Consider the following 25,929-nt stretch of genomic DNA (forward strand, 5'->3'; position numbering starts at 1 on the left):
GACCGATGAAAACCGCAGACCTGATCGATAATCACGCTGAGAAGCTTTCCCTGATCCACCTGCCCTTCCGGCGGTTCGGAACGAAAACCCATTTTGCCGGGCCGGTTCAAACCGTGAAATGCTTCGAGGACAACACGGTCGTGCGCTCGCAGCTGGAGACCCCCGGGGAAGGACGCATTCTCATGGTTGATGGCGGCGGCTCCACCCGTATCGCGCTACTGGGTGACATGCTCGCACAGCTTGCAATCGACAATGGATGGTCCGGGATCGTGCTAAACGCCGCCATTCGTGACAGCGCCGAAATCGCGGAGATGGCGACGCTGGTTTTTGCGCTGGCCACCAGCCCGGTCAAAAGTGCAAAGGAAGGCTGGGGCAAGGCGGGGTGTCCTGTTCACATCGGCGGTGTCGAGATCGAGACCGGTGATTGGCTGTATGCCGATGCTGATGGCGTGCTGCACAGCAAGGAAGATCTGAACTGAGCATATTTTAGAAGGTGACCCTTGCCCATATCACTCTTACAATGGCCCTTGCGTGCGCCGGTTGCTATTGTCTTGCCTAAACGTCAACCAAGCTTCTTTTGGCAAGCGCCCTCGGCCCAAAGCCGCCGTCGGTGATGGTCTTACATTGCTGCGTTGGCAGCCCGCATTGCGGACATTCACTGCAAGCGCAAAATTCGAGCATCATCAAACTCACACATCGCGGACAAAAGGAAACCGGCGTTCGGTGTCTGCCTTTTTTGTCCAAGCCGAGGGCAATCAAATCGTGACCAACACGCTGCTTGGTTTTTGCTGCAGCACGTTTGAGACGAGGGTGAGGCCCTCGCGGAGGCGCGCTTCGCTGGCCTCGTGGCTGATGCAAATGCGTACGGCTTCTGGGCTGTCCCCGGCGAGGACAGCAAAGCTGCGCGCGTCGCTGACGTGAACGCCTTGTCGGCGGCACTCGCTTGTGAAGACATCGGCGCGCCACCCATCGGGGAGACGCATCCAAATGTGGAACCCATCGGTCAGGTCCGGCATGACGTCCGCTCCGAGCATATGCCGCACAATCCCCTGCCGTTCCGCGGCGACGCGTTGCTGCTGTTCTGCAAGTCGGGTTGTAGTGCCGTCTTCGATCAGACGGCGCGCAACCTCGAGTGTCATGGGCGGTGTCATCCAAACGCTCAAATTGACCGCCTGGTGGACCGCCGATGCCAGCCTTGATGGCGCACTCAAGAAGCCCACACGAAGGCCTGGGGCACCCGCTTTGGACAGGCTTGAGACATAAACGGTCGTGTCCGGGGCAAGCGCCGCAATCGGCGTGGGTTTGTTTCGTTTCAGCGGGCCAAACACATCATCTTCGATAATGAGCACACCATATTGCTCGGCGATTTCCGCAATCCGAGTGCGCCGTTCAATGGACAGCGTGACCGTCGTCGGCGCTTGTAGCGTTGGCGTGATATAGAAGGCTTTCGGGTTGGCCTCTCTGCACCAGACCTCGAAGGCATCTGGGATCACACCGAATGCGTCCACTGCGACGGCGCCGGTCTGCAGATTGAGACGCGCTGCCATGGCCAGCACTGGCGTGTAGGTCAGCGCTTCAGCAAGCAATAGGTCACCAGCCTGCAGCAAAGACATCAAAACACACAAAATGCCATGCTGCCCGCCAACAACAGGAATGACATTTGCGACTTGGGTCTTTACGCCACTCCGGGCCAGCCATGTCCGCCCGGCCTCTCGATGCGGCCAAAGGTCCGCATCTGTCTGGTAGTCCAGCAGCGCTTGCATGCCTGTGTCGCCGGCAATCTCGGACAGCGCACGGCGGATATGCGGCTCGGCAAACCCAGGGCTTGGCAGGTTACGAGACAGATCAATCGGGCCTGTATTCGTCCGATACAGCGTTTCCGGATCAACGCCTTCAGAGGCATCACCGCTGGCACGCACGAACGTGCCACGACCCACCTCCCCTTTCAGAAGCGCGCGCTTCACTGCCTCCGCATATGCGCGGCTGGTTGTATTGGGCGATATGTCGAGTTGATAGGCCAACTCCCGATGCGGCGGCAGGCGCGTTCCCGCAGCTAGACGGCCAGCCGCGATATCCTCCGCCATCGCCTCGACAATACGGAGATACTTGGGGCCGGTTCGGTTTGAAAGGTCAGGACGCCAAATTGCCATCAGATCAATGTTTCGATTGCATTCATTTTTAGATGAGTGCAATTCCTGCTCCAGTCAATACACTTTTTTGGATCTCGATTATGGTGCTCACGTCTCCATCCGTCGGGAAAGGGGTTGCCCTTTCCCTCGTCAGTCTGACTTTGCTCGGGTTCATGCCTATCATCTCGAACCTACGGCCCTCAGAGACCAGCGCGCTCAGCTTCGCCTTTGCACTTTCGGTTTGGCAAGTGGTGTTTGCTGCCCCGGTCTTCGGGATTGAACTACGGCGCGGAACTAAAGGCATATTCGGCCTCGACCTGACCCGCTGGGAACGCAGGCGGATGATCCTTGTCGCGGTGTTCACGGGTGCGTTGTTCGGCCTCTCGACTTACCTTTACGTCCTCGGCGTCGAAAAGGCAGGTGCTGCGAATGCAGCAATTGCGATCCAAGCCTATCCTCTCTTCGCGATCCTGTGGGAATCCCTGTTCCTCAAGCGGCGCAAGACACCGTTTGAACTCGCTTTGACTGGGGTTCTGATCGGCGCTCTTTACTATCTCGGAACAGGCGGAACGTTCCTGATCTCCGGCATATCGCCATGGTTTCTTGTATCTCTCGGCGTTCCGCTCCTTTGGAGCATCGCGCATGTCATCATCAAAGAAGAGCTGAGCAATACGCCCATCACGCCCGCTCAAGTGACTTTCTTCCGCGTCGCAATCTCAACGCTGTTCCTGCTGGCGGTCCTTGTTTTTGCCGTCCCGTCCGGCGTGACGCACGGCTTCAGCGCAGTGTTCCAAGCGATGTCGGCGATCATGGGGCTGGTCTATTTCCTCGAATTGATCGTGTGGTTCTATGCGGTCCGTCACATCGACGTCTCACTCGCCAGCTCGATAACAACCCCTTGGCCTGCGCTCACCATGGCGTTGTCTGTCCCGCTTTTGGGAGACCGCGTTGAAGCCTATCAGATCGCGGCACTGCTCGTAGTCGTGGCCTGCATCTATGGGCTGACCCTCTCGGGCCTGCGGAAAGAGCACGCGACATGATCGAGAACGCTTTTGGTCCAGGCTGAAGGGATCCATCCAACCGAATAGAGTTTTGATTTTGCTTGATTGCATTGCTGCTTTTTCGAGCGGACATGTTCTGAGGTGACGGCCCTTAGCTGCCGTCCTACGCAATATCCGAATGCTGCGCTGCGGCCCGTCGAAGCTGCCATTCGCTGCAAGCGCAAAACGAACCACCAAACGAATTCACAGATCGCGGGACATTTTGGACTTTCGCTGCACTGGCACCAACGGCTGCTTTCTCTTTGGGTAGTATTCGTCTACTTCTACGATGAAACTTGAAGGAATGGTCTCATGAGCGTCCCTGTCAAAAAATGATGATGCCTAGCATTTGAGTTATGCAGCTGTTTCTTTCGCAATATGTGCAAACAGACTTCACTCCGAGCTAAGGTGCGCTTGAACCAGTGGCGCAAGTTCTGAACAACGACGGTGCATTGTGTTTCATGGGGGCAGGCCCAACGGTCTAGGTGTTGTGAACGATAAATCGAACCAGTTTTCGGCGCGGAGCGTCGATGAGAAAGCCCAAGAGGCTACCGACTTCCTGAAAGCGTTGGCGCATGACCAGCGGCTTTCAATCGTATGCTTACTGATGAAGGGCGAAATGACTGTTACGGAGATTCAGCATGCCTTGGGTACGAGACAGGCGGCTACATCCCAACAGATAACTCGGTTGCGTTTGTCGGGGCTGGTTTCAGGTCGGCGCGAAGGCAAGGAAGTGTACTACTCGGTGTCCGATGAAAAAGTTCCTGCCGTCATTGCAACGTTGCAGGAGTCGTTTTGTCAGGACGATGAATAACGGATAGAGTTGACGCCGTTGTGTATGATTTTGCGCACTGAAGGCAAACATCCTTAACTTGTCACAATAGCTTTCAATTTCTGTCATAATTGTTTCACCTAGCGCTCTTGCAACCAGTCAATGCAGGCGTCCTTGAGTAGCATTTTTGGCAAAGGGCATACAATGAAGACACTGACTGTACTGACAGCATTGCTGCTGATTGCGGCTTGTGACCTTCCCGACGATCCTTCGGGCCAAAGTGCGCTCACACGTCCAAGTATAGACGCTCCTGACGCAGACGAAATCAGCGATGACCTGGACAGGGAAATGAACGAGCAGCAACTGCAGCTTGATTGCTTCGATGGCAACCAAAAGTCATGTGATGATTTGCAGAAGCTTCGTGAGATTGATGCGGTGGGCGATATCGTGAAAGACGTTGCGAGCTGACCGGCCGTGAGTTTTGTGTTTTGTACATTTGCGGGTACTCGGTACTTTGCATGTCGACGATAGCTGGTCCGACTTCCGCTCTGACCATGATTGCGGACTTTTGAGAAACTGGCCAACGTATCAAGAATGTCAATTCGGATCGCTACACATTCGGACATCCCAGCTTGGGTCGAACTCCGCGCCCAACTCTGGAAAGAAACCTCGTTAGATCAACATAAGAACGAAGCCTTGGCGATGCTCGCCAAATCCCCTAGTGAATGCGTTGTATTCTTGGACGTCGTCGAAGGCGTTGGCGTTCGAGCATTCGCCGAGGCATCGTTGCGACGTGATTACGTGAATGGGTGCGATACCACACCTGTTGCTTTCCTTGAGGGTATATTTGTGTGTCCCGACGACCAAGGGTCCGGCATTGGCAGGCAGTTACTGAGGGCCGTACAATCGTGGGCCGTTGAGCGCGGGGTTTCGGAATTAGCGTCTGACGCGGATCTCGAGAATGTGGCAAGTCATGCGTTTCACCGTGCGTTGGGCTTCGAAGAAACGGAGCGAGTGGTTTACTTTCGAAAACCGTTGTAGATTTGGTTTACTAGCAGGGCATCCTCAGCGATGTGGAACACCCAAATTACCAATCGACAACGCTTCTCTGAGGTTAGCAAGGAATACACTTACTTCTCGTGTAGAGGTGAGGTGGTATGTGGCCTTATCAGATGTTGAATCTTCATAGAGCGCCTGCATTTTCCGGCGTGCTGAGTGGCGGGTTCGCCAGATATAAGACCAGAACTCCAAGCTGAGTTTTTCCGGGCATCCATCGGGAAGATCCGGACGGGTTCGACCATAATAGAGCAAAGTGCGTCGCAAAACGCGCCATGCCCTTAAGCTCAAGGGAATATCAAGCCAGATTAGGGTGTCCGCTCGGTCCAAGCGCTCGGGCCATGTAGCGCTATGACCCCCTTCAAATATCCACTGAGGGTCTTTTATGACTTCCAGCGTCGTCCTCGACTTTTCCGCCCGGGCTCTCTCCTTCCAGCCAGATTTCCAGTGGATGTGGTCGATGTGGACAACCGGCAAAAAGGTCAAAGCCCCTAAACGTCTTGCAAGGGTCGACTTCCCGGATCCGGGTTGTCCGATGATCATCACGCGCTGCATGACGGCATGGTGATGAATGACAGTCGCGAGCGCAACAGCTGCATCTATTCGGTTGGGGTCGCGAGGTCACTAAGCCATTTCACCGTATGCACCCGGCGTTGATAACCAGCGTCAGCCTGAAACAGCAGCTCAATGCGAGGCTTTGCAAGTCCGGATTGGTGGACGGCGTCTGTCTTGCCGAAACTGGTTTTGCCTTGGATGGTTATCTCAAAAACCACAGCTTGGAGCGTTCGATGACGAGCTCGAAGACTCATACTGTCCCGGTGTCCGCACACTCCGATGTGACAAAAGAAATTGAAGAAAACTTGCTTGATTCGCTGGCCCGTTTGAATCACCAATCGACGAACTCCACTATTGTGCTCACAAGAAGAGACCCAGCCGGAGCTCTCTTGGCGGGCGTGTCAGGCTCAACCTCCTACGGTTGGTTTCTGGTTAAACTCATGTGGGTACATGAGGACCTAAGACGAACCGGCGTCGGTAAGGTGCTGATGCTTGAGGCCGAAGAGCGCGCAAGAGCTTTGGGCTGTCATGGTGCTTGGCTCGATACGTCGAACCGAGAGGCCCGAGAGTTCTACATTCGTCTTGGCTATTCTGAATTTGGAAGTCTCAGCAACGCACCGGAGAATGAGCCCGTAGACCATCGTCGTTGGTTCATGAAGAAGTCCTTGTAGGCAGCTTCATTGGGCGTCGTTGAAGTACTTTGGGCTGACGCCGAGCCAGCGACGTCAAAGCTATTCAATACAATGGAGAAATGTCTTTTGATTGAGAGTTGTGAATGGTTGATCGGATAATTGGATTTGTATCCACCGGTTCGGCACTCGCGGCAGTGATGTTTGCAGCCAGCATGCTAGACGGATTGGCGGGCGCACCGCGGTACTACTACGAGTACTATACTTTAACAGCGTTTGTTGGGGCCAGCCTGTTACATCTCGCCTTTGCTTATCAAGGCGATGACTGGCGTGTGGGTGCGAGCGTTGCGTTGTTTTCGGTCGCTTTCTCCTACGGCATCACCATTTTGCTGATAGACCAACCCTACCGAGCAGTTGCAATTGCATCCGGCGCCGGTGTGGCCGCGATGGTTGTTCCTTCAATCAGAAAACTACATGTTCGCTCACCAAGCTACATTCGTGGTGTCGCTGCTATCGGTATCGTTTTTGCGCTGTTCGTGGCGTATATGTCGTACCGGTTTCTGGTGTATATGCCACAGAACTCAAGCGCAGAGTGGCAGTTGATTGCCCTCGCCATTTGTTCGCTCACCTTATCTGGCGTCTGGCCTCTGGGACGCATCGTTTCAAATTATAAACCGATCTACGCGTTAATCGAGCGCACCGGTTGGTATAGGAGGCTGTTATGCCTTGAGTCTGCAAGCAGGCAAAAATCGACCGATACGCCTCTAAGTTGTTGAGCCAATCCCTTCCGAGTGGTACATTGATTATCCGGAAACCCTGATACAGGATTGATCAGATATGTTGAATTGTCAGACCTCAATGCTTCGCGCGGCAGGCGCAGTAGCCCGTTAAAGCGGTCTGACAGGTTTCCAATCTGAAGGCCGCCCCATGAGCGGCCTTTTTTGTGTTTTTCTCATGTGGCGGCTTTCCATCTTCAATGGAGAGAACAATGCCAAACTTATCCCTTTACATCCCCTTCGGCCGGTCGCACGGCCTCTTGCTGCGGCTTGTAGCCGTTTTAGACCGGCGCCCCAGTGAAAAGCACGTTGCTCCGCGGGCGCGCGTGGATTTGCCGAATTACTTGAAGAAGGACGTCGGCCTCCCACCGGAGTTAGATCGCCCACCGCCTCTCCATCACCGGTTCCCATTTTGACCCGCCCCTGGGCCTGCGGGCCGCCTTCAGGCTACAGATTCTGCGGTTTGCGAAGGCGTCCGATCTCAATTCCAAATGGAGGACACCATGCGACTGATCTTGTTTCATGGCCCACCGGCGGTGGGTAAACTGACGGTGGCGCGCACGCTGTCTGACCTGACTGGTGCGCCACTGGTGGACAATCACTTGGCCATTGATTTAGCACGGAACGTGTTCGGATTTGGCGCGCCGGGTTTCTGGGATCTGGTTCATGACGTGCGGGTCGCCACGTTGCGCGGTGCGGCTCGGTCGAACGTGGAGGTTCTGATCACCACCGCAGCCTACAGCCACCCCGATGACCTTCCGTTGCTTGAAGATTACGAAGGCGCAGTAAGTGATTTTGACGGGCATATCGATTATTTGCACCTTTCCTGTTCGCAGCAGACTCTAAAGCATCGAGTTGTGGCTCCAGACCGGGTGAAACGCGGCAAACTATCCACCGTAGATAGCTTGGAACGCTATCTTGCCAGAAACAGTTTCGCTCCAGTTCCGCGCCAGCCCTGTTTGAAATTTTCAACTGAGGCAACCGGGCCTTTGGAGACTGCCCGATACGTTGCACAGCACTTCAAGCTGCAAACGCCAGTCTAAGTTGCAACGACCAAGCGTCCAGCAAACAATTAAGACAGTCGTAGAATTCGTGCTCCCCGTTGCCGTTGGCTGAACAGCGGCTCTCTCATAAGCAGAGATTGATTGGTGAGCATTGACTACGGCGCATGTCTCAGCACTTGAAAAAAACGGAAACCGCAAATGCTTGATATGAATCCGCGACACAGCTAGGCTCTAACTGCTTCAGGGTAAGTATCCAGGTCCGCGGAAAGCCGTCATCGGCAACCCACTTGATTTTCGACATCCACTTTTCGGTTGTCTCATGCTCGAACCAGCGGACCTGCGAGCCAGAAGTGAGAGATCCGATGACAAAATCCCTGGAACAACTCCGCCGTGACGCGAAAGCTCTGCGCAAAGCGCACCAAGCAGGAGAGCTTCGCGCTGAACAGCGCATCGCCAACTATCCGCCCCGGCCGGATGGAACGGCACTAAAATACGCCGACTACCTGCATGTCATCGCGCGAGAGAGCAGCTTTCCCTCCTGGCCTGCACTGAAGCTCGCAGCTGACATGCTTGGAATGGATGCCGCAGCAAAACGTCAACGTCTCAAGGTGGCGCTCTATTATGGTCAGTTCGGCGTTGCTGACCAACTCCTAGACGACACACCAAGTCTACCTGATGGCGATTTCGGGCTGTGCCTCGGACTGTATCTAAAACCCGAGGTGTTTGAGGTACTGAGAAACGCACCGGAACTGGCGACCCAGTTCATCGGCCAAAAAGCCCCGCCCTTGACCATGCTCGCCCGGTCAAAATGGATTCATCACAAGCCTGAACTGGCTGAGGACATGATAGAGATTGCGCGCGCTTTGCTTGCGAATGAAGCAGACATCAATCTTGGCGCGCCGATCTATGACGGAGATGACTACAAACTGTCCCCACTCTATTTCGCCATTGGGCACGCGAACAACATGCCACTCGGGCGATGGATGCTGGAGAATGGGGCGAACCCGAATGACGGCGAAAGCCTCTATCACGCAACCGAGTTGGGCCATCATGAAGGATTGGAGATGTTATTGGCCCACGGGGCTGATCCCAAAGGGACGAATGCGCTGCTACGCGCAATGGATTTCCACGACACGGCAGCCGTTCAAATGCTTCTGGATCATGGCGCGCAGGTTGATGAGTGCGATGGCACACATGTAGGAGGCGAAGCGCCCTGGGTTGTGCCTGCCCTACACCAAGCCGCGCGACGGATGGCACGAATGGACATGGTAAAGCTGTTGCTCGACAACGGGGCCGATCCCAACCGTCGCTTCAAAGAAACGACACCCTATGCATACGCCCGTGTTTTCGGAAATCAAGCACTGGCGCAAACGCTTCGGAAACGCGGTGCCGATACAACTCTTAGCGACATAGAGAAAAGACTCGCAGATGCTGCAGATGGCACCCCGTCAGGGCCAAGCATTGATCCCGATACAATACCTGATGCCTATCGGAACATCATTCGGATGATCCTGCATTTGCCTGGAAAGCTCGAGCACATCCGCAACCTCGTCTCAATCGGTGTGGAACATGATCGCCCGGACATGGAAGCGCTGACCCCGGTTCAGGTGGCCGGATGGGAAGGCCTCCCTGATGTCATGGCGTTCTTTTTGTCTCTTAAACCGAACCTTACACACATGAACAGCTACGGAGGCACTTTACTCTCAACGATCCTGCATGGGTCAGAGAATTGCCCACAGCGCAATGAGCGAGATTACGTCGGTTGCCTTCGCCTCGCGCTATCTGAAGGTGTGCCGCTGCCAAGGCGTACTATCGAGCTTTCCGGGACCGAGGAAGTCTCGGAGTTTTTATCCGACTGGGCTGAACAAAACCCGGACCAGGTTGTGGACGGTGGGGTTGGCTAGTGCTGAACTTAGGTCTCCTCAAAGGGACCTAAACAGGGCCATCGCAGCGCTTCCTGGGAAGCTTTTCAAGACATGACGGCGGGCGATGCCCGATCCCGCGAGAATTCGAGTAACCGAGAAATTTCCTCACGATGTAGAAATCGTCCCCTCTCCAATCGTCTAGTTATTGAAGCCCTCTTCAGGCTTCGTAGCCAAACAGGAGAGAGATGATGAGCATTCATTCAATACTATGTGCCTCTGCCCTTGCCTTGGCAGGCGTGAGTGGCGCTGCGCAGGCGGACGAGTTCTGGGCCGCGGACGCGGTGCAAACCGCCAAGGGCACCTATCGAAGCGAAGCGCCCGAGCCTTGGTACGGAGGTTTTGGGACACGCGAGTTCGTGTTCGCGAATGGACAGTGGCAGCTGGTGTTCACTCATGCGCTCGACACTGACATGACGATGCGCACATTCGTGTTCCGGACCGGTGGAGCCTACGAGATTGGTGAGCCGAATGCCTCAGTCGAGGGAGCCTTCAATGGAACATTCTTTGAAGAATGGAAGCATGTCACGCTACTGACCGACAACCCGGAGACTGTAGCCGGGATGGGCATGGCGAACTGCGGCCTGACCTACAATCTTGAAACGGACATCTCTAAGACCGGATGTGCAGCTTGGCGGCCGGTATCCGTCTGCGGCGAAGATCATGACATTCTCGCCATGACCGATACCGGGCTGCAATTCGGTGTACGCCCTCCAGACAACGACATGTGCACCGCGGACAAACGCCCTACGGCATTGCTGCCCGTTGAGGCGCGTTTCCAGTAAGCTCAACACAAGCGAGGAGATCGATATGAGTAAAATCGATGTAAAGTCCGTCGTCTTCGTTCGGGCGAGCAAAGACGCGGTCTGGGACGCGTTGACCAACCCGAAAGCGATCCAGGCTTTTCATCCGGCGGGCATGCTAGTCGCCGCTTTGCCAGAAGGCGGCCACGAAATTCAAAGCCCGGAAACCGGAGATACGTTTATCCGTGAGCCGTTAAAGGCAATGGAAAACAACCAGCGTCTCGAACTTGGCTTTGAGCCTGCGTGGGTTCCCGATGCTGATGGTAGTTCTCGTGTGGTGTTCGAAGTGTCAGCCGAAAATGAAGCCTGCAAGGTCACACTGACACAGACCAACTGTGCCGAGTTTGGCATTGGTGACAATTGGGATCGGTTTCTGTCCTCGATGAAATCCCATCTCGAGACAGGCACGGGCCTTCATATCCCGCCAGGCGGGCGCAGCTGAACGCGAAAATCTGGATCGCTCTAGCGGAAGGAGCGATCCTTCAAGAAAAAGGACACTCAGATGCAGTACATGCTGTTGAATTACACAAAACCCTCTCGTGACGCGACTGCTGACGACATCGCCGCCGCAAAGGAAGGGGAGCTATGGGGGGCATACACCAGAGCGCTCGTCGATGCCGGCGTATTCGTTGGTGGTGAAGCCCTTCATCCCTCCCATACCGCAACGACTTTGCGGATCTCGGACGCCACCCAAGACATTCAGGACGGCCCCTATGCGGATACAAAAGAACAGTTCGGAGGGTTTTATGTGATCGACGTCCCCGATATGGATACGGCGCTTTTGTGGGCCTCACGCAACCCTGCAGCGGCATTGGGTGCGGTTGAAGTGCGACCAGTTGTTTCCTTCAAATGAACGAGGCAACGCGGAAGGTCGAGCAGATTGCACGGCTGTCCTATGGGCGGTTGGTTGCATCGCTTGCCTTTCGCACAGGAGATATTGCCTCTGCAGAAGATGCTTTTGCAGATGCTCTCATTCGCGCCTTGGAGGTCTGGCCGCAGCGCGGTCTTCCCGAAAATCCGGAAGGTTGGCTTTTGCGAGCTGCGCGCAACAAAGCCGTGGATCAGGTGCGAAGCATCAACCGGGTTGAGACCTACAAGACGGAGCTCCAGATGCTGAGCGAGGCCCCAGATACTGAGACAACGGATCCGCGATTAAAGCTCATGTTTGCCTGTGCGCATCCATCTATCGATCAACGCTTGCGCGCACCGCTGATGTTGCAGACAGTGCTTGGTCTGGACGCGAAGCGCATTGCCTCAGTCTACCTGATCTCACCTGGCACACTTGGCCAAAGATTGACGCGTGCCAAGGCAAAGATTGAACAGGCAGGTGTCGCCTTTGATCTGCCAACAGGTGAAGATGAGTTCGAAGCACGGCTCGACGACATGCTTGCCGCGATCTACGCCGCTTACGCCATTGGTTTGACCGGACAGGGTACCGGAGATTCAAAGGCAGGCAATCTCGCTGGAGAAGCGCTCTGGCTCATCGGATTGATCTGCGACGCACTTCCAGATGCAGCAGAGGCACATGGTCTCTTTGGATTGATCCTGTTCAGCGAAAGCCGTCGTGCCGCCCGAAATTCCCTCAAGTCTGGTGCACTCATCCCACTGCAACAGCAGGACACGCGGCTTTGGGATGCGGTGATGATCGCAGATGCTGAGCAAGCCCTACGCAACGCGCAAAAAAATCTATCACTGGGCCGGTTTCAACTCGAGGCTTCGATCCAGGCTATCCACGCGGCGCGTCGCCATTCCGGAGAAACTGACTGGTCCGAGCTGCTAGTGCTTTATCGAGGGCTGACCCAGGTCAGCCCCACGTTAGGCGCGCTCACCAGTCAAGCCGCGGTCGAGGCTGAGATGTTGGGTCCGGAGCATGGCTTGAACCTACTCAATGCCATCAGCGCAAAGGCACGTCAGACCTACCAACCTTGGCATGCAACACGCGCCCATTTAGCGGCACGCAATGGTCAGATCGAGGTCGCGTTGGAGGCCTTTGCAAACGCCATTGGGCTCTCAAACGATCCCGCCGAACGTCTCTATCTCCAAACTCAGAAATCCAAACTTCTTTCGGCATGAGGATAGACCCACGAAGGTCATCATCACAGCGGCTTCGAGCGGGATTGGCCGCGCAACGGCGAAGTACTTCCACGACTTATCCGACAGCCCATAACCAATCGCTGGCGAAATGCTGGTTACAGAGCTTAATTCTCTTGAAACCTGTATTCCAAGTTGCCATCGATGTTATCTATGCCTCGGATACCGGTTGATGATCTAACCCAGGAACCATCGATCCGTTGACACTCTGCTTTCAGTCTCGCACCGGCCTTTCCACCTTTTGAGACAGAAATATCCCTGCAAGTCTTGTAGAAAGTGCCGATTTTTCGTCCTGAACTATGCCGTAAAGCTCCATCGATGTTTTCGATACCGCGCAGAGCAATTGAGCTGAAAACAGTTTCACCGATCTTTGTCTTACACTCCGCTGATAGATCAGGTGCGCTGTAGCCTAGATTGTTACAGCTTTCCTGAAAGGTCGAGGCCCTATGCTCAGATGCAAGCGCTATTCCTCCCAAGGGTATTGATATGACCAAAGCCAAAACTGCAAACGTCTTTTTCATGAATTCACTCCCGAAGCCTAAAGCGAGATTTCCCGTCAAACAGCTCACCGAATGATTGACTATGCACGTGTCGAATGCGTTACGTTATAGCATCATTATTGGGTTCCAAAAGGTGAAACCACAATACGGAGGACGTTGATGTTCAGATCTGGTCTTGTCGTTCCTTTTGTCAGTTTGATCGTCATGACGATCCAACCGGTAAGTGGAACCGCCCAAAGCTTTGATTGTACGAAAGCATCAACTGATATCGAAAAGCTGATATGTAGCGATCCAAACGCCGGAAGGTTGGATAGCGAACTTGCATCGGTTTATGATTCGCTGGCGTCGTCGCTAACCGACGCCCAAAGTGCGCACCTTCGTGACGACCAGCGCCAATGGCTCAAGAAGCGCGACGCCTGTGACCCAAATACCGACTGCGTGGTCGATAGCTACCTGGAACGACTCGAAAAACTGGATCAAGACTATAGCGTGTTCGCTGGTTGGTCTGGGAGCTTTGAGAATTGGTCTGGGTTTGAAGTGTCTACAACCAAGATAGACCAACGAGATTATAAGGTAAGCATTTCAGGCGCCGGGCAGAACTGGACGTGTGAAGGCAGTCTGTCTGCGACTGAAGACGACGCCGGGTCGAGCTTAGAAATCACCCACAATGGTCAGAGCACGAGACTGCAATCTGCTGGAACTGGTGTTTGGGCCCCTGCTGCGTTTGATGAACTCGTCAAAAACCAAGGGCTGTGCGGCGCCTCTGCACCCAGTATCAGCGGGTTCTTTGTTCGGACAAGCCAGGCGGAACAGGAACCGAGCTTCAACCGCAAACCGTTCATACACCCTCAGATCGTTCAGGAATTGTCCACATGGTTAAGCGACACAGGCGATCAGGTCGTTGCAATCAACCTAACCGCATCACAAAATAGCAACCGGTTTGCCGGAGTTGTCAAAATCCAGCCGGATGCAAAGCAAGGGTCGCCCTGGGTATCTTCGACAAACGGAGATGACACCTTTGCCTATCGGTTCATCGGAACCATGACGAACGGCGTCCAAGTTTTGGTGACACGCCAATCATCGACAGATGGGTCCGGCGTGTTCCCCACAATCATGTTGCTGTCGCGTGCTGAGGATCATGGGATCGAGGCCGATTGGTCCGCCGATGAAATCAAACCCGGTGCGTCGCGCAGTCTTTTGGTCAAACGTGGCGAACTCGTCGTCGGCTCCGATTGGAATGGAGTGATTAAGGTAGATGGAAACCGCCTGTTCATTGGCCGCGACCAATCTGGAACCGCGTCTGCGACAGCGACAGATACCGGTTGGCTCACGTTCAGTGCGCAGTGAGTGGATGTCCGCTTTCGCGCTGCCGTCGCAACCGAATAGCATTCGTTAACTGCGGCTGCTCGATTTCAATAGTATTCGAGGCCATCGGAGCGGACAAAGCTCCCGTTGCAAAGCTCTACCAACAAAGACAATCTGGAAAATGGGTAGATCAGAAACGCACTAGGAGAAGGTCTCCTCATGGTTGCTCTGGTGATGTACAGCAATCAAATCGTTCCGGAGAATGCAAAGATAGATGAACGACTGCTCAATCTCTTGGCGGAGCGAGGAAGACGTGTTGGATATGTGTACTCAGGTCCGGAGCCAGACCGTCGTTTCTATCACGAAAGACACGCCTACTACACCAGACTTGATATCGACCTTAGAGTCTTCTTCGATACATCCGCGTCTGTCGAAGAGGGTCAACTGGCCACCCTGTTCGATTGTGACGCGATCCATTTGGCAGGCGGTAACACCCGAGTGTTCCTCCACCTTCTAAAAATTAACAAGCTCTTGGACCGCTTGGCCGGATGGGCACAGAAGGGCGGCCTTCTGATTGGGACAAGCGCCGGAGCCATTCTAATGACGCCAACAATTGCCCTCGATGCGATATTTAGCGACGATGACCCAAGGGCAATAAAAGACAGCAAAGCACTGGGCATCGTTCCCTTCGAGTTCTTTCCCCACTTGAACGAGAATTCCGACCATCTGCCAAAGCTTTTCGCTTACTCCTCCCAAATATCAAGAAGCATAGCGGCATGTAGGGACGGGGATGGTGTGGTCGTAAATGGCGATGCCATTGAGAGCATTGGTGATGTCATTTGGATAAGCAATGGAGAGCAAGTTGATCCGATGATAGTGGTCCGCTGAGGGCTTTATTCAAGACGTGGGAGCCAGCGCAGAATTCGACCGAAAAGTCCGGCCGGTTCAGATGGGAACGGCCCTTTGCTGCCGTTGAGCACCCCGTCTGCGTGCTGCATTCGCAACCCGCATTGCTGCCATTCGCTGCGAGTGCAAAACTAGGCTACGTTTGGATCCACGGCTTGTGGGACAAAGTAGCCGCCGCCGTGATGGATGGGTTCCTTGCATGGCGTTAGAACGCATGGAATGGGATCACGCTCGTCGGGCGCTATTCGGCAAAGTTCAATCGATGTTGCGGCGGACGTAGGCTCACAGCCTGTCCACCGCAATGATTGCTTACGCAGCTTCTGAGTTGCTGCGCGTCCACGTAAACTGTGTGAAGGCAGGATCGACTGGTGTTTGCGCGATGTGATTGGTGTAGTTGCTCAGAACCTTTTGCGCGACACCAAGGATGACCTCGAGCACCTGCTGTTCGCCATATCCGACTGCATAGAATGCGTCCAAATCATCTTGGGTAACCTGGCCGCGATTGCGCACAACGACCAGCGTGAAGGTGCGCAGCGCTTCCAATTTGGCGTCATTCAACGGTGCCTCGTTGCGCAGGGCTTCGTTCAGGGCAGGATCGACATTCATCATACCTGCGAGCGCGGTGTGGGCGGGGACACAGTAGGTGCATTCGTGCTCCACATTGATCGTCTGCCAGACGACGGTCTGCTCTTTTGCGTTGAAGCTGGTTTTTTGAAAAGCCTGATGGATGGCACCGTATGTTTGGAACAGTTGGGGCGCACCGGCCATGACTTGATATAGGCCGGGCGCAAATCCAAAGGTATTTTCGGTCTGAGCGAGCATGTCTTTGGATGCTTCTGGTGCTGTCTCAACGGTGTGTCGTGTCAGTCGGGTCATTGGGGTTTCTCCATTTGGTGAGGGGTTGTGGAGGGAGTAGGTCAGGCGATGCTTTTCTGGCCGCCAAACCATTTCGTGGTCTCGCGAATGTCGAACAGAAGGGAGATCGTGTTGACGACAAAGACGATGACGTAGGCTGTGTAAGTGAAGCTCGCATTGGCAGGGGTCTGGAGGAGATAGTTGCCGAGGATCGCTACCTGCGGGGCCCAGAAGAGAAGATGCGGCAAGGCCATCGCTGCGGAAAACCCGTTCTGCACCCAGGCGATGCCGAGATTGGGGATGAAGCCGAGCATGGAAAGCAGCGGCACAATCAGTCCAAGCGGACCGTCTATGAGTGCAAGCGTCAGGAAATTGGCTGGCGCGAGAACAAGCATCATCCAGATTTGGGTTGGCACAGTCAGGCGTCGAAACGAGGCGTAGAGGTCTGAAATTTTCTTCATGGGACTTTCTCCGGAACGGGTGCGTGGTTCAACTGGCCAAGGCGGTCACAGTTGAGGGGGATTTGTAGAAGTCAGCGATTGAAAGGACGTGGCGTAGCCCGTTCTCTTCGAGGATCAGTTGGGGGACGCCGCCAAGGTTCAGGCTTGCGAGTGCTTGCCTGGCCTTCTCCGCGATTTGCGTAGCGGCTGCCGCACCGTCTTCGAGTTTTGCGATAACGCCTAGCCGCCAGGCAGCAGCTTCTACGGCCGCGCGGTTTTGCGCAGATATGCCATCGATGTAGCGTTGGTTTTGCAGGTCGTGCGCAAGGGCTATTTCTGTGCGAGCACCTTGGTCGTGCACGAGGGCGGCGGCCCAAGCAGTGAAGGTCGAATCCAGAACTTCCGTTGGCGACCCGAGCACGTGATCGACGTAGCGCTGATCAAATGCCTGTCCAGAGAGCCCGGCAACCCGCGTATCATGTGCGAGCGCCACCTTTCCAAAGCCATCGGCCATACGGCGGGTGTTTGCGCCTTGAAAGAGGTGGATGTGGAGCATTGCCACCTCGGCACCGCTGTCGATCAGGGCGGCGATCACGGGGTGTGCGCCGCGACACCAACCGCAATAGGTGTCGTAAATGTAGGTAAATCGGCGGGACATCGCGTTGGCCTTTTCCTAAGTCGGTCTGAACTGTTGGAATGAAGTTAGGCGCGTGGCGATGTCACCTAAAGGCAAACTATATGTAAGCTAGGTCAACTAAAGACTGACATTGGATCTGATCCGCGTTAACGTGCTATCGAGCGAGAGACAGCGGATATGTCAGAGAACCTGAACAGGCTTACCTACTTTGTGGCGATTGCAGAGGAAGGCACGATCACAGCCGCTGCCGCGCGGTTGCGGGTGTCCAAGGCGGTTGTCAGCAAACAACTCCAACTCTTGGAGGATGACCTGGGCGCGACGCTTGTTCTTAGGAACTCCCGGCATTTCAATTTGACCGAGACGGGCGAGGGTTTCTATGAGGCCGCGCGTGCCGCAGTTGCGCAAGCCAATGACGCCTTTCATCTGGTGCGGAAAGGTCGCGATGAGCCGTCCGGAGAACTTCGTGTGACGGCCCCGCATGAATTTGGCGTTGGCTATGTCGCGTCTGCGGTCGCAGCGTTCAGCTTAATCTATCCCGCTCTCAGGATTGATCTGACGTTGAGCGATACACGGTTCGACCCGGTGGAATCGCGGTTTGACATCGCGTTTCGCGTCGGCTGGTTGGAGGACTCGTCCAATACTGCGCGGAAACTGACGGGGTTCTCTCAGGTTGTGGTTGCCGCGCCATCCATTGTTGAGACATTCGGGACGCCGCAAACGCTCGACGATCTTGCGCGCCTTCCTTTCATAGAGAACAGGGCGTTGAAGACGCCGTCCAAACTGACCTTTACGGACAAGCGTGGCCGGAGCCGAGATCTGACGTTTCAACCATCTGTTACTGGAGATACGACTCAGGCTGTCCTGTCGGTGGTCAAGGCCGGAGGTGGCGTCGCAAATATGCCAGATTTCATAGTTGTCGACGCACTCAGAACTGGGGAACTTGTCGGATTGCTCCCTGAGTTTGCATTGCCGTCTGGAACAATTTCCGCCGTTTTCCCGCCGACAGCCTACCGTTCTTCTGCGACGCGCAGATTTACCGACTTCTTTTTCGAGCGTTTTCGCGAGCAGCAGAAGCGATCCACCGAAACCCAAGATGGACTGTGATAAGCGGCGTCCTGCGCGCGAAACAGGTATTGGCACCGCTGAAACAACAACATGAAAAGCTATACCGGCCCTTAAGAGACATTCACCACTCAGCTCCGATGCTGCGGTCGCAGCCCGCATTGCGGACATTCGCTTTGGTAGCGAAATCTCGAGCTTCGCTAATGAGAAAAATGCCGACGAAGGTAGCTACTCCACCGGTGTCTGGACAGGTTTTAGCGTAAACTAAGCTACTTTCTGCTCCTGCTGATCGGATTGGGTTTTGTCACTTTTCAGATCGTAGTCTAGGTGAGGCGTCCATACTTTAGTGATGAACGAGTTGCCAAGTCGCTTCGTATTTCTTCGAACTAGTCTTTAGCAGCTGAATGATACAACACCAAGTTCTCTACGACAGGCTCATGCCAGAGGCAATTCGGTATCAAGCCCTACGAACCGTCTGGCATTGTCGCGAAAAAAGAAGGGGGCAATAGCCTCCAGGTCTGGGTCTTCAAAAAACTCGTAGTAATTGTGTAGAAGCTCCCGGGTTCTGCCAATCGCCATCGGCATGGACCAATCGGTGCCAAAACAAAGTCGCTCACTGATGTGGCTCTTAGTATTCGGCCGCGTACTTGTGAGGATCCGCTTCATGCGTTTCTGGATGCGGTTGAGATCGCCATGGCCGTGTGCGTGGCTATCAATCCCCTCATAAAAAGCGGATCCAAGATAGACGTTCTCTGATTTCTCAGCCAGGCGGATGGCCCGGCCTGCAAATGTTTTCGCAAAGAATGTCCTATCCGGATCATCCCCGTCATCTTCTTTGACATCCCAGCCTCCCAAGTCCACGCCCGTTGCCCCACCGCCATGGGCGAGAAAGAGCCAGAGGTCATCAGCATTGTATTGCGTCATGGCTTTGCCCCAGAGCTCAGGGTCTCCGAAAACCCCGAAGCCTGTCTTTACCTGGAACCCGATGGGTGTGCAGTGTGAATAAAGGCGCAGCTCGTTTGAAGCAAAATGGTGCAAAATTGCTTCCATTCGGGCCTGCGCGCGCTGATCCGGTACTGGGGACATCGCAGCATCACGATATTCGCGGTATTTGGAATCCGGATTGACAGGTGTAACGACGTTGCTTTCGGTCGGGCGTACACCGAGCGGGCAATAGAGCTTGAAACCTCGCGCGCCATTGGCAACTCCGTGATCGACCAGATCGCGCCAGTCTTCGCGGAAAGGGTCGACCGCAGCAAAAGAAATCAGCCGCCCCCTCTGTTCCTTCGACAACGCATTCATTCGATCAATTTGAGCCCGAAACGGCACTGGTGGCGGCAACAGTTTGCGCTCAAAGTGGCTATCATATGCGCCTGTCATGTCCATGAGAACGCCAACATAGTGCTCGGCGTCGTGACCATCGGGTGCCTTACCTTTCTCATAGTCTCGTTCCAGAAGTCGAAATCGGGTCCGCTCCGACATGGCCATCACCATTATGAACAAGAGGATTTGGCGCAAACTTCCCAGCTGACTTCCGTCTAGGGCCACCTTGTTCAAGCCGCGGTCTGTGTTGTCTGCAAAAGGTCCGTCGATATGAAGATGTACAACAGCTTCGAGGAAATCAGCTTCCTTCAGCGCGTCACCTACCGTTATCAGAGCTTCATATAGAAGCCGGTCGAGCTCATCGGGTTCATTGCTAGGTGTTTCGAAAATTGAATGCTCCCGGGGACGCTCAATGCCAAGATCGCGTAATTCAGTCGCCGATGGTGTTTGCGCTACGCCTGCGAGATCCGCTCTGATGTCGTCAAGCGCTTCAAGCATGTCTTGAACATCATCTGGTTGTTCCAACTGTATGAAACTCTCAGTCGGGAGCCGGTTCAAGAGGCGGCGCATTGGACCTGTCACGAAGCTCAGCATCGCATCGGCATCGCGATTCAGGATCGCATCTGCCAATTGTCTTTGTAATCCAGGTTCCGGCGATGCGGGGGAAAACTGAGATTCGCCGGTAATGCGATAGATAATTTTTGCAAGACCACGACAAAGTCGCGGAAACTTTCCTTTCGTGAAGCCCATAAATATGCCCTGTAAAGGAAGATACCGAGCAGTAAACAAGTGTGTGTGCATATCGATAAAGCGATATTGTGTGGTTGGCATCGAATAGCTCCCTTAAAGTTCTAGAACGAATTTCATATCCCTCTGAGCCAGGCTGCACTTTTCTGGTTGAGAACGGCTTTGCCGAGGCGAAATAGGTCGACCATGGCTTGTGATGCCCGGTTCGGAAACAAATTTCAGGCACGTGTCCGATAAACTGAGTTTATCCGGGAAATTGCACCTAGCTCGATGAATGTCTCATGCCGCACCCACTCGCTTTGCAGTCATCTGAAACGGCTGCTGAGCGGCCGGCGTTGAGCTAAAGGGATGGACAGTCACCAAAGGTGTTCCATTGATGTTGGATAAGGACCCGCTCCAGAAGCTTTCGTATAATGCAACAAGATCGGCGCGATCATTGTCTGTCATTATGCTGTCTGGGCCGTAGTTCATGATGCTGAATTTGCTGTGCTCGCCAAATTTCTCTGACGGCCAGGCGGTCTCAGAAACATCTGCAAAGAAATGACGTAGGCCGAATACGTGCCCCAGCTCATGCGCCATGGTTTCAACTTGTTCTTGATGCGATTGGTCAAAGAGTGTGGGGAAGAGAATGAGTTCATGCCGCCCGGCGTCAGGGAAAAAAGCGCGAGCGAGTGTGCATCCGCTTGGACTGCAATTCTCTGCCGGAGCGACCACAAGTTCAAAATCCCAATTGTCCTGCACTTCCTTGAACGTGACCGGCACCCCAGGCCCCCAAAGGTCAACACCAAGCCCAAATAGAGTTCTAAGATACGTCTTTGCGGCATCCTGATCGCGAAACACGGCCATGGAAGCTTCTTGAAAGCGCCATCTGAGAACTGTGCCCTGTGCCCAAAGCGGAACAACACCACCTGGCGCATTGACGACAAGTTCAAGTGGGGATTTGTTATCCGGTGTCGGGAAACCCCGTTTATCTGTATCGCAAACAACACCCTTTCCATACACATGGACGTGTTGTTCCAGCGCCTCACCTTGGTCGCGTTTGTAGATTTTACGAAGCGGGTCGTATTCAAACTTGCCCAGGTGTTTTTCAATTTGGTCTTCGTTCATAATGCTCTCCTGAAATTGCGAAAAAACGCTGAGAATTCCGCCCAAATGGCTTTGAACAGCTTACCAAAACTCTTCAATTTTTCAATTGACGTGAGAACCCCCTTAGTATCGATCTAGGGTTTCAAGTTTCCGAGCGTTTAGAAGGTTACGTCGCGTTGCATGCTACAGCGCGGTTGTTCCTCGCAATATTTGAAGGGCACGTCGTTTCCACCGCGCTTTTGAGGAGTGCGTTCACGATTGTGACATGCTTTCTAGCGACTGATGTCCTTTAATGTACGGCCCGGAGCAGACATTCACCCGCTACCGGTGATGCTGCGGCGCGCGACGTCAAACCTGCCATTCGATGCGGTAGAGAAATCGCAAGACAGGTGAACTCACGAAATGCGTACCATACTGACCTTCGAAACTCGGAGGCTAACAGTCCGAACATATGAGTTCGCCAATAGTCCATCGCAGTGACAGAATTCTCTTGCGCTGTGGAAGCCAACAATACACCGTTTAGGCCGCATCGCGATACAGCAATGCGGACCCGTCTAATTTGCTGTTTTCATAGTGCGCAAGAAACTTGTGCGACTTCACGCTACGCGATCAGATTGTGATCAATCACCTCAAAGGCAAATTCATCGACCGTAAACATAGTGTCACCGCTTGCGGTCAGCTCCACCGCGTCAAAACTCGTGCGGCCCAACGAACCTTGGAAATCACCGTCGGCGGCGTCCGCGATCAGCGTTCCCAAAAGCTCTCCGTCATCGTAGAACGCAACCTCCACCTCGCCGTTGCCATGACTTTCGCCGAAGCTGAAGATGAACTCTACCGCCTCAAGATCCGCGTCCTCCAACGCGATCATCAGGCTTTCGTCCCCGTCAACTGTTCTGGCCTCGCGTCCGAAAATCGGATCGTCGAAGGAATAGACACCAATCGCGCCATGCTTGATGGCGACAAGCTCGAAATTCGTCGGGTCAATCGCATCCACCTTAATGCCAACATCCGAAAACTTAAGACTTTTGCGCACGGGACCAAGCCGGTCGACATCCACAACTTCGCCATCGATGCTCTCAAATGCCGTGGTTCTGAACCACCGACCTGCCTCGAACTCGACCGCCAGTGTCTGTGTGTCGGGCAGAAACAGGCTGGTCAGCATCGGGTCATGGTCCGACGCACGCGCGCTGGTTGCGGCAAACTCCGAATTGACATGGACAATGTCCCCCAATGCGCCGGAATACAAACCCTCGGAGACCAGAATATGGTCCAACGACTGGCTGTTTCCCTGAAACTCGAAGGTATAGCGCTCGTCTTCCGGTATATCGTTTGTCAGGTTGACGAGGCTGGTGTTGTTTTCAAGATCGGCCACAGGCGAAACAAATTCGAACTCGTTGAAGTCACCCAAAACGACCGCATTGGCCCCGGCACCAAGACCGTTAACAAAGTCCTGCACCGCCTGGCTCTGAGCCTGACGCTCATCCAGGCTGCCATTCACCGTGACATCTTCCTGCCGAGTGGTGAAATCTTGTTCGGTTCCCAGAATGGGCGCTGATCCGCCTTTGGAGGAGAAGTGGTTGTTAACCACCGTGACGGTCTCACCGTTGAAGACAAAATCAGCGACAAGCGGCAGGCGCGCGCCTTCAAACGCTTCGCCAGGGCCTTGACCACTGATCGTCTGCACCGAATCTTCCACCAACGTCACGCGGTCAGGATTATAGAGGAAAGCTGTGCGGATATTACCACCGGGCTGACCGCCCGAGGTTCCGTCACCGATAAACGTGTTGTCGATCACCTCATAAGCCGGACCACCCGCCGCAACGATCGCAGCCGCCAGTTCCGACAGGGTTTCGGCGGCCGAAACGGTTCCGTCATTGACCGACCCGGAATTGTCCTGCACCTCTTGCAGGCCAATGATGTCGGGGCTGCCCAGGTTGTTGGTGATCTGCGCGGCGATGGCGTCGAACCGGCCATCGGCGACATCCTGATCACCGTCGTCATCATTGGGATCGAGGTTCAGTACATTATACGTAGCAATCGTCAGTTCATTGGCCGATCCGGCAAGGTCGGTCGATTCCGGTTCCAATCCGGCGGATTGAATGTTCGGGGTAAAATCCTCGGTCGGTAGGATTTCGAAGTTTCCGAAACTGTAGCCGACCACGCCCGTCACGTCGCCCAGAAGATCGCCAACGCTTACCGTCGGGAAGTCAAAGTCGAAAATCCCGCTGTCTTCGTCGATCTGGATTTTTTCGGGGTTGAAGTCGTCTGGCGAGATATTCAGCGTGCCGCGCTCAGAAAGACCCGTGGCACCGCTGCCCTGATCGGTAACGGCAAAGATCTCGCCAAACCGGCTGGTCCCGCTGACGGCTTGCAGATCGGTTGCCGTCACGCGCATCCCTTCGAGGCTTTCGAAGAAGTCGATGCCGTCCTGAGTGGGCTCGAACGAGGCAAAAGCATCATCGTCGATGCTCTGGTTCGGTACTGCCCGTTCACCCGGATCGTTGCCGATCAGAACCGTATCTGGCAGGGCGTTGCCCGAAGACTGGACTTCAAGATCGAACACATTCGTCAGTTGTGTGGTCGACAGGTTTCCGCTGCCTGCGCCGCCCGGGAAAAACTCGGCAACTGTTCCACCCACTGAAACGGCGTCTCCGACCGAGATAGTCGGGCTGAAACCGGTGAACACGAATATCGCGTCGGAGGTGGCATCATCACCGTCACCATCCGGGTCCTGCAAATAAAACCCGTTGGAATCCACCGCCGTGACAATGCCGCTTGTCGAAACCAAGTCGCCAAAAACGTTCGATGTGCCGGCGGGGAGGGTCTCAAAAAACTCGGCAACGGTCTGCCCTTCGTCCAGAACAAAATCAGACACATGACTCGCGCCTTGGATCTCGTAGATCGCCACGATTTCGATGTCGCTGGCCGAGATCGACACTTCGACAACAGGGGCGAGGATGCCGTCATATGCCGGATCATCGGATGTGACAGAGTGCTGTATTTCCGCGATCTCGGCCGCCTCTGGCAAATCGTCATCCACCGCGGTCACGGCGACTTGCTGCGGCTGATCGAAATTGGTCGCATCGAACACAAGCTCGGCTGGTACGACATCCAGATCAGCGCCTACAGCGAAGGTAATTGTCACCGGTTGCGTAGGTGCGACAGATAATGTGACTTCGTATGTATCCGCCATGCCCCCTTCGTCGGCGGCAAGATCCAAATCGTTGATGATGACTGAGGGCGACGGCGTGGCATCCGTAACCGTGAAACTCGCCGGTTCGATATCGTCGATCCGAGAATTATCGGTCACCCAGTTTGCCGGGTTGTTGATGGCTGCCTGTATCTCGGCCTTGGTGCCTGTAAGCGGGCCATTGTAAACTCCGTTGTCGGTCTCTGGAATAGCCACAGCGCTGGTGCCCACAGTCAGACCCGTCGGTAGAGCCGAAGTGTTTGAAGAAGTTGCGTCAGCGTCATAACCAGTGCCGTTGAAATGAACCGACGCAATAAAAGACGGTGCGGTTGCGTTCCCCTGATAGGCATGTATCTGATCCCCGCTTGCCGAGAAGGATGGCCCCGAGAAAGCTGGATTAACTACGGTTCCCGCCGCGATATTTGCAGGTGCCGTCCAGACAAAAACACCCTCTGTACTGCGAAAACCGCCCGCTGCAAACCAGCCATTGTCAGTAAATCTGATCTCAGTCCCGGCCTCAATGTCAATCAAGGCAACGAAAGTGAACTCATCAGGGTTGTCAGAATTGAACCCGGTAAACGCAATATCGCCAGCAGCTAAAACGGTCGTCATGTCAGTTCCTCTTTATAGATAAAAAAAGGCAGCGGCCTGCGCGAGACTCGCCGCAACACAACCCAAGGTAGCTTGCGATAGAGGATTTAGTTAGAAAGTTGTGTGCTATCGACCAATACGGCGGAGCTTTGCCGCTAGATGTTCGTCAGGCCGCTGCTCACAAAAGCCACTGGTGAAAATCGCAATGTTTAAGCAGTTTCCAGTACAGTCGATATTTTGTTGGAGTTCATTTTTTATCCGCCAAGAATAGACCATCAACATGGCCGCAACCTCAATCCCAGCTATTAACCAAGTTTCGCGCATTGATTGCGATAGAAATGACAACCGTAGCCCAAACCAGACGCTCAAATGTGCCAAACCGGCCCAAACCTGCCGTTCACTCACCGCGCTGGTGTCGCACTGCGGCCCGTCATTCCTGACATTCGCTGCAACTGCACATTATTGACGAGTGTAAGTTCACACATTGATCCCACAGGGTCGATCCGGTTT

Annotated in this window: 25 protein-coding genes; 16 read left to right on the plus strand and 9 right to left on the minus strand. The window is 54.4% G+C overall.

Going from position 1 to position 25,929, the window contains the following annotated elements; all coding sequences use genetic code 11:
* The first annotated feature begins 5 nt into the window (after positions 1–5).
* On the plus strand, positions 6–479 hold the full coding sequence (rraA, locus tag ACR0EL_RS15930) for a ribonuclease E activity regulator RraA (protein WP_480501005.1): 474 nt from the start codon (positions 6–8) through the stop codon (positions 477–479).
* A gap of 276 nt (positions 480–755) precedes the next feature.
* Here rraA and ACR0EL_RS15935 read toward each other — a convergent pair whose 3' ends face one another.
* Positions 756–2,150, minus strand: coding sequence for an aminotransferase-like domain-containing protein (locus ACR0EL_RS15935; RefSeq protein ID WP_480501007.1), 1,395 nt, complete (start codon positions 2,148–2,150; stop codon positions 756–758).
* A gap of 80 nt (positions 2,151–2,230) precedes the next feature.
* On the opposite strand from ACR0EL_RS15935, the gene ACR0EL_RS15940 reads away from it, so the two are divergent.
* The 4 genes from ACR0EL_RS15940 to aac(6') all read left to right on the plus strand — a co-directional run bounded on the left by ACR0EL_RS15940 (position 2,231) and on the right by aac(6') (position 4,982).
* Positions 2,231–3,169, plus strand: coding sequence for a DMT family transporter (locus tag ACR0EL_RS15940; protein ID WP_480501009.1), 939 nt, complete (start codon positions 2,231–2,233; stop codon positions 3,167–3,169).
* A gap of 490 nt (positions 3,170–3,659) precedes the next feature.
* On the plus strand, positions 3,660–3,983 hold the full coding sequence (locus ACR0EL_RS15945; RefSeq protein ID WP_480501011.1) for an ArsR/SmtB family transcription factor: 324 nt from the start codon (positions 3,660–3,662) through the stop codon (positions 3,981–3,983).
* A 162-nt stretch (positions 3,984–4,145) separates the two neighbouring features.
* The gene (locus tag ACR0EL_RS15950) at positions 4,146–4,409 is read left to right on the plus strand and encodes a hypothetical protein (RefSeq protein ID WP_480501013.1); all 264 of its coding nucleotides are present in this window, start codon (positions 4,146–4,148) and stop codon (positions 4,407–4,409) included.
* A 126-nt stretch (positions 4,410–4,535) separates the two neighbouring features.
* Positions 4,536–4,982 carry an aminoglycoside 6'-N-acetyltransferase gene (gene aac(6') / locus ACR0EL_RS15955; protein WP_480501015.1) on the plus strand — a complete coding sequence of 149 codons (447 nt, stop codon included), beginning with the start codon at positions 4,536–4,538 and terminating at the stop codon, positions 4,980–4,982.
* 24 nt (positions 4,983–5,006) lie between these two features.
* Here the strand turns inward: aac(6') and ACR0EL_RS15960 are convergent, their stop codons facing one another.
* Positions 5,007–5,552 (minus strand): P-loop NTPase family protein, encoded by a 546-nt coding sequence (locus ACR0EL_RS15960; protein WP_480501017.1) that lies wholly within the window; start codon positions 5,550–5,552, stop codon positions 5,007–5,009.
* Positions 5,553–5,638: 86 nt separating this feature from the next.
* Here ACR0EL_RS15960 and ACR0EL_RS15965 point away from each other — a divergent pair, with 86 nt between their 5' ends.
* The 8 genes from ACR0EL_RS15965 to ACR0EL_RS16000 all read left to right on the plus strand — a co-directional run bounded on the left by ACR0EL_RS15965 (position 5,639) and on the right by ACR0EL_RS16000 (position 12,759).
* Complete coding sequence (locus tag ACR0EL_RS15965; protein WP_480501019.1) at positions 5,639–6,223, plus strand: GNAT family N-acetyltransferase; 585 nt, start codon at positions 5,639–5,641, stop codon at positions 6,221–6,223.
* A 104-nt stretch (positions 6,224–6,327) separates the two neighbouring features.
* Positions 6,328–6,957: a hypothetical protein gene (locus ACR0EL_RS15970; RefSeq protein WP_480501021.1), complete on the plus strand. Its 630-nt coding sequence runs from the start codon at positions 6,328–6,330 to the stop codon at positions 6,955–6,957.
* 503 nt (positions 6,958–7,460) lie between these two features.
* Positions 7,461–8,000, plus strand: a complete 540-nt coding sequence (locus ACR0EL_RS15975; protein ID WP_480501023.1) for a P-loop nucleotide/nucleoside kinase family protein — start codon at positions 7,461–7,463, stop codon at positions 7,998–8,000.
* 323 nt (positions 8,001–8,323) lie between these two features.
* Positions 8,324–9,865, plus strand: coding sequence for an ankyrin repeat domain-containing protein (locus ACR0EL_RS15980; RefSeq protein ID WP_480501025.1), 1,542 nt, complete (start codon positions 8,324–8,326; stop codon positions 9,863–9,865).
* Between the two features lie 209 nt (positions 9,866–10,074).
* The gene (locus ACR0EL_RS15985) at positions 10,075–10,668 is read left to right on the plus strand and encodes a hypothetical protein (protein ID WP_480501027.1); all 594 of its coding nucleotides are present in this window, start codon (positions 10,075–10,077) and stop codon (positions 10,666–10,668) included.
* Between the two features lie 25 nt (positions 10,669–10,693).
* The gene (locus ACR0EL_RS15990; protein ID WP_480501029.1) at positions 10,694–11,128 is read left to right on the plus strand and encodes an SRPBCC domain-containing protein; all 435 of its coding nucleotides are present in this window, start codon (positions 10,694–10,696) and stop codon (positions 11,126–11,128) included.
* Positions 11,129–11,188: 60 nt separating this feature from the next.
* Entirely contained in the window at positions 11,189–11,539 is a 351-nt protein-coding gene (locus ACR0EL_RS15995; protein WP_480501031.1) for a YciI family protein, read from the plus strand.
* The gene (locus ACR0EL_RS16000; RefSeq protein ID WP_480501033.1) at positions 11,536–12,759 is read left to right on the plus strand and encodes an RNA polymerase sigma factor; all 1,224 of its coding nucleotides are present in this window, start codon (positions 11,536–11,538) and stop codon (positions 12,757–12,759) included. Before ACR0EL_RS15995 ends, ACR0EL_RS16000 begins: the two co-directional genes overlap by 4 nt.
* 125 nt (positions 12,760–12,884) lie before the next feature.
* On the opposite strand, the gene ACR0EL_RS16005 is transcribed toward ACR0EL_RS16000, so the two are convergent.
* Positions 12,885–13,298 carry a CVNH domain-containing protein gene (locus ACR0EL_RS16005; protein ID WP_480501035.1) on the minus strand — a complete coding sequence of 138 codons (414 nt, stop codon included), beginning with the start codon at positions 13,296–13,298 and terminating at the stop codon, positions 12,885–12,887.
* Between the two features lie 138 nt (positions 13,299–13,436).
* Here ACR0EL_RS16005 and ACR0EL_RS16010 point away from each other — a divergent pair, with 138 nt between their 5' ends.
* Entirely contained in the window at positions 13,437–14,624 is a 1,188-nt protein-coding gene (locus tag ACR0EL_RS16010; RefSeq protein WP_480501037.1) for a lysozyme inhibitor LprI family protein, read from the plus strand.
* 177 nt (positions 14,625–14,801) lie between these two features.
* Positions 14,802–15,470 carry a Type 1 glutamine amidotransferase-like domain-containing protein gene (locus ACR0EL_RS16015; RefSeq protein WP_480501039.1) on the plus strand — a complete coding sequence of 223 codons (669 nt, stop codon included), beginning with the start codon at positions 14,802–14,804 and terminating at the stop codon, positions 15,468–15,470.
* Between the two features lie 327 nt (positions 15,471–15,797).
* On the opposite strand, the gene ACR0EL_RS16020 is transcribed toward ACR0EL_RS16015, so the two are convergent.
* The 3 genes from ACR0EL_RS16020 to ACR0EL_RS16030 all read right to left on the minus strand — a co-directional run bounded on the left by ACR0EL_RS16020 (position 15,798) and on the right by ACR0EL_RS16030 (position 17,441).
* Positions 15,798–16,310 carry a carboxymuconolactone decarboxylase family protein gene (locus ACR0EL_RS16020; RefSeq protein ID WP_480501041.1) on the minus strand — a complete coding sequence of 171 codons (513 nt, stop codon included), beginning with the start codon at positions 16,308–16,310 and terminating at the stop codon, positions 15,798–15,800.
* Positions 16,311–16,405: 95 nt separating this feature from the next.
* Positions 16,406–16,804 (minus strand): hypothetical protein, encoded by a 399-nt coding sequence (locus ACR0EL_RS16025; protein WP_353010946.1) that lies wholly within the window; start codon positions 16,802–16,804, stop codon positions 16,406–16,408.
* 28 nt (positions 16,805–16,832) lie between these two features.
* The gene (locus ACR0EL_RS16030) at positions 16,833–17,441 is read right to left on the minus strand and encodes a hypothetical protein (protein ID WP_480501043.1); all 609 of its coding nucleotides are present in this window, start codon (positions 17,439–17,441) and stop codon (positions 16,833–16,835) included.
* A 156-nt stretch (positions 17,442–17,597) separates the two neighbouring features.
* Here ACR0EL_RS16030 and ACR0EL_RS16035 point away from each other — a divergent pair, with 156 nt between their 5' ends.
* Positions 17,598–18,524: a LysR family transcriptional regulator gene (locus ACR0EL_RS16035; RefSeq protein ID WP_480501045.1), complete on the plus strand. Its 927-nt coding sequence runs from the start codon at positions 17,598–17,600 to the stop codon at positions 18,522–18,524.
* Positions 18,525–18,917: 393 nt separating this feature from the next.
* Here the strand turns inward: ACR0EL_RS16035 and ACR0EL_RS16040 are convergent, their stop codons facing one another.
* The 3 genes from ACR0EL_RS16040 to ACR0EL_RS16050 all read right to left on the minus strand — a co-directional run bounded on the left by ACR0EL_RS16040 (position 18,918) and on the right by ACR0EL_RS16050 (position 25,440).
* On the minus strand, positions 18,918–20,636 hold the full coding sequence (locus tag ACR0EL_RS16040) for an amidohydrolase family protein (protein ID WP_480501047.1): 1,719 nt from the start codon (positions 20,634–20,636) through the stop codon (positions 18,918–18,920).
* A gap of 195 nt (positions 20,637–20,831) precedes the next feature.
* Positions 20,832–21,659 carry a zinc metalloprotease gene (locus ACR0EL_RS16045; protein ID WP_480501049.1) on the minus strand — a complete coding sequence of 276 codons (828 nt, stop codon included), beginning with the start codon at positions 21,657–21,659 and terminating at the stop codon, positions 20,832–20,834.
* Positions 21,660–22,239: 580 nt separating this feature from the next.
* Entirely contained in the window at positions 22,240–25,440 is a 3,201-nt protein-coding gene (locus ACR0EL_RS16050) for an endonuclease/exonuclease/phosphatase family protein (RefSeq protein ID WP_480501051.1), read from the minus strand.
* Positions 25,441–25,929 lie beyond the last annotated feature (489 nt).

It is taken from the genome of Ruegeria sp. AH12 (assembly GCF_056541465.1).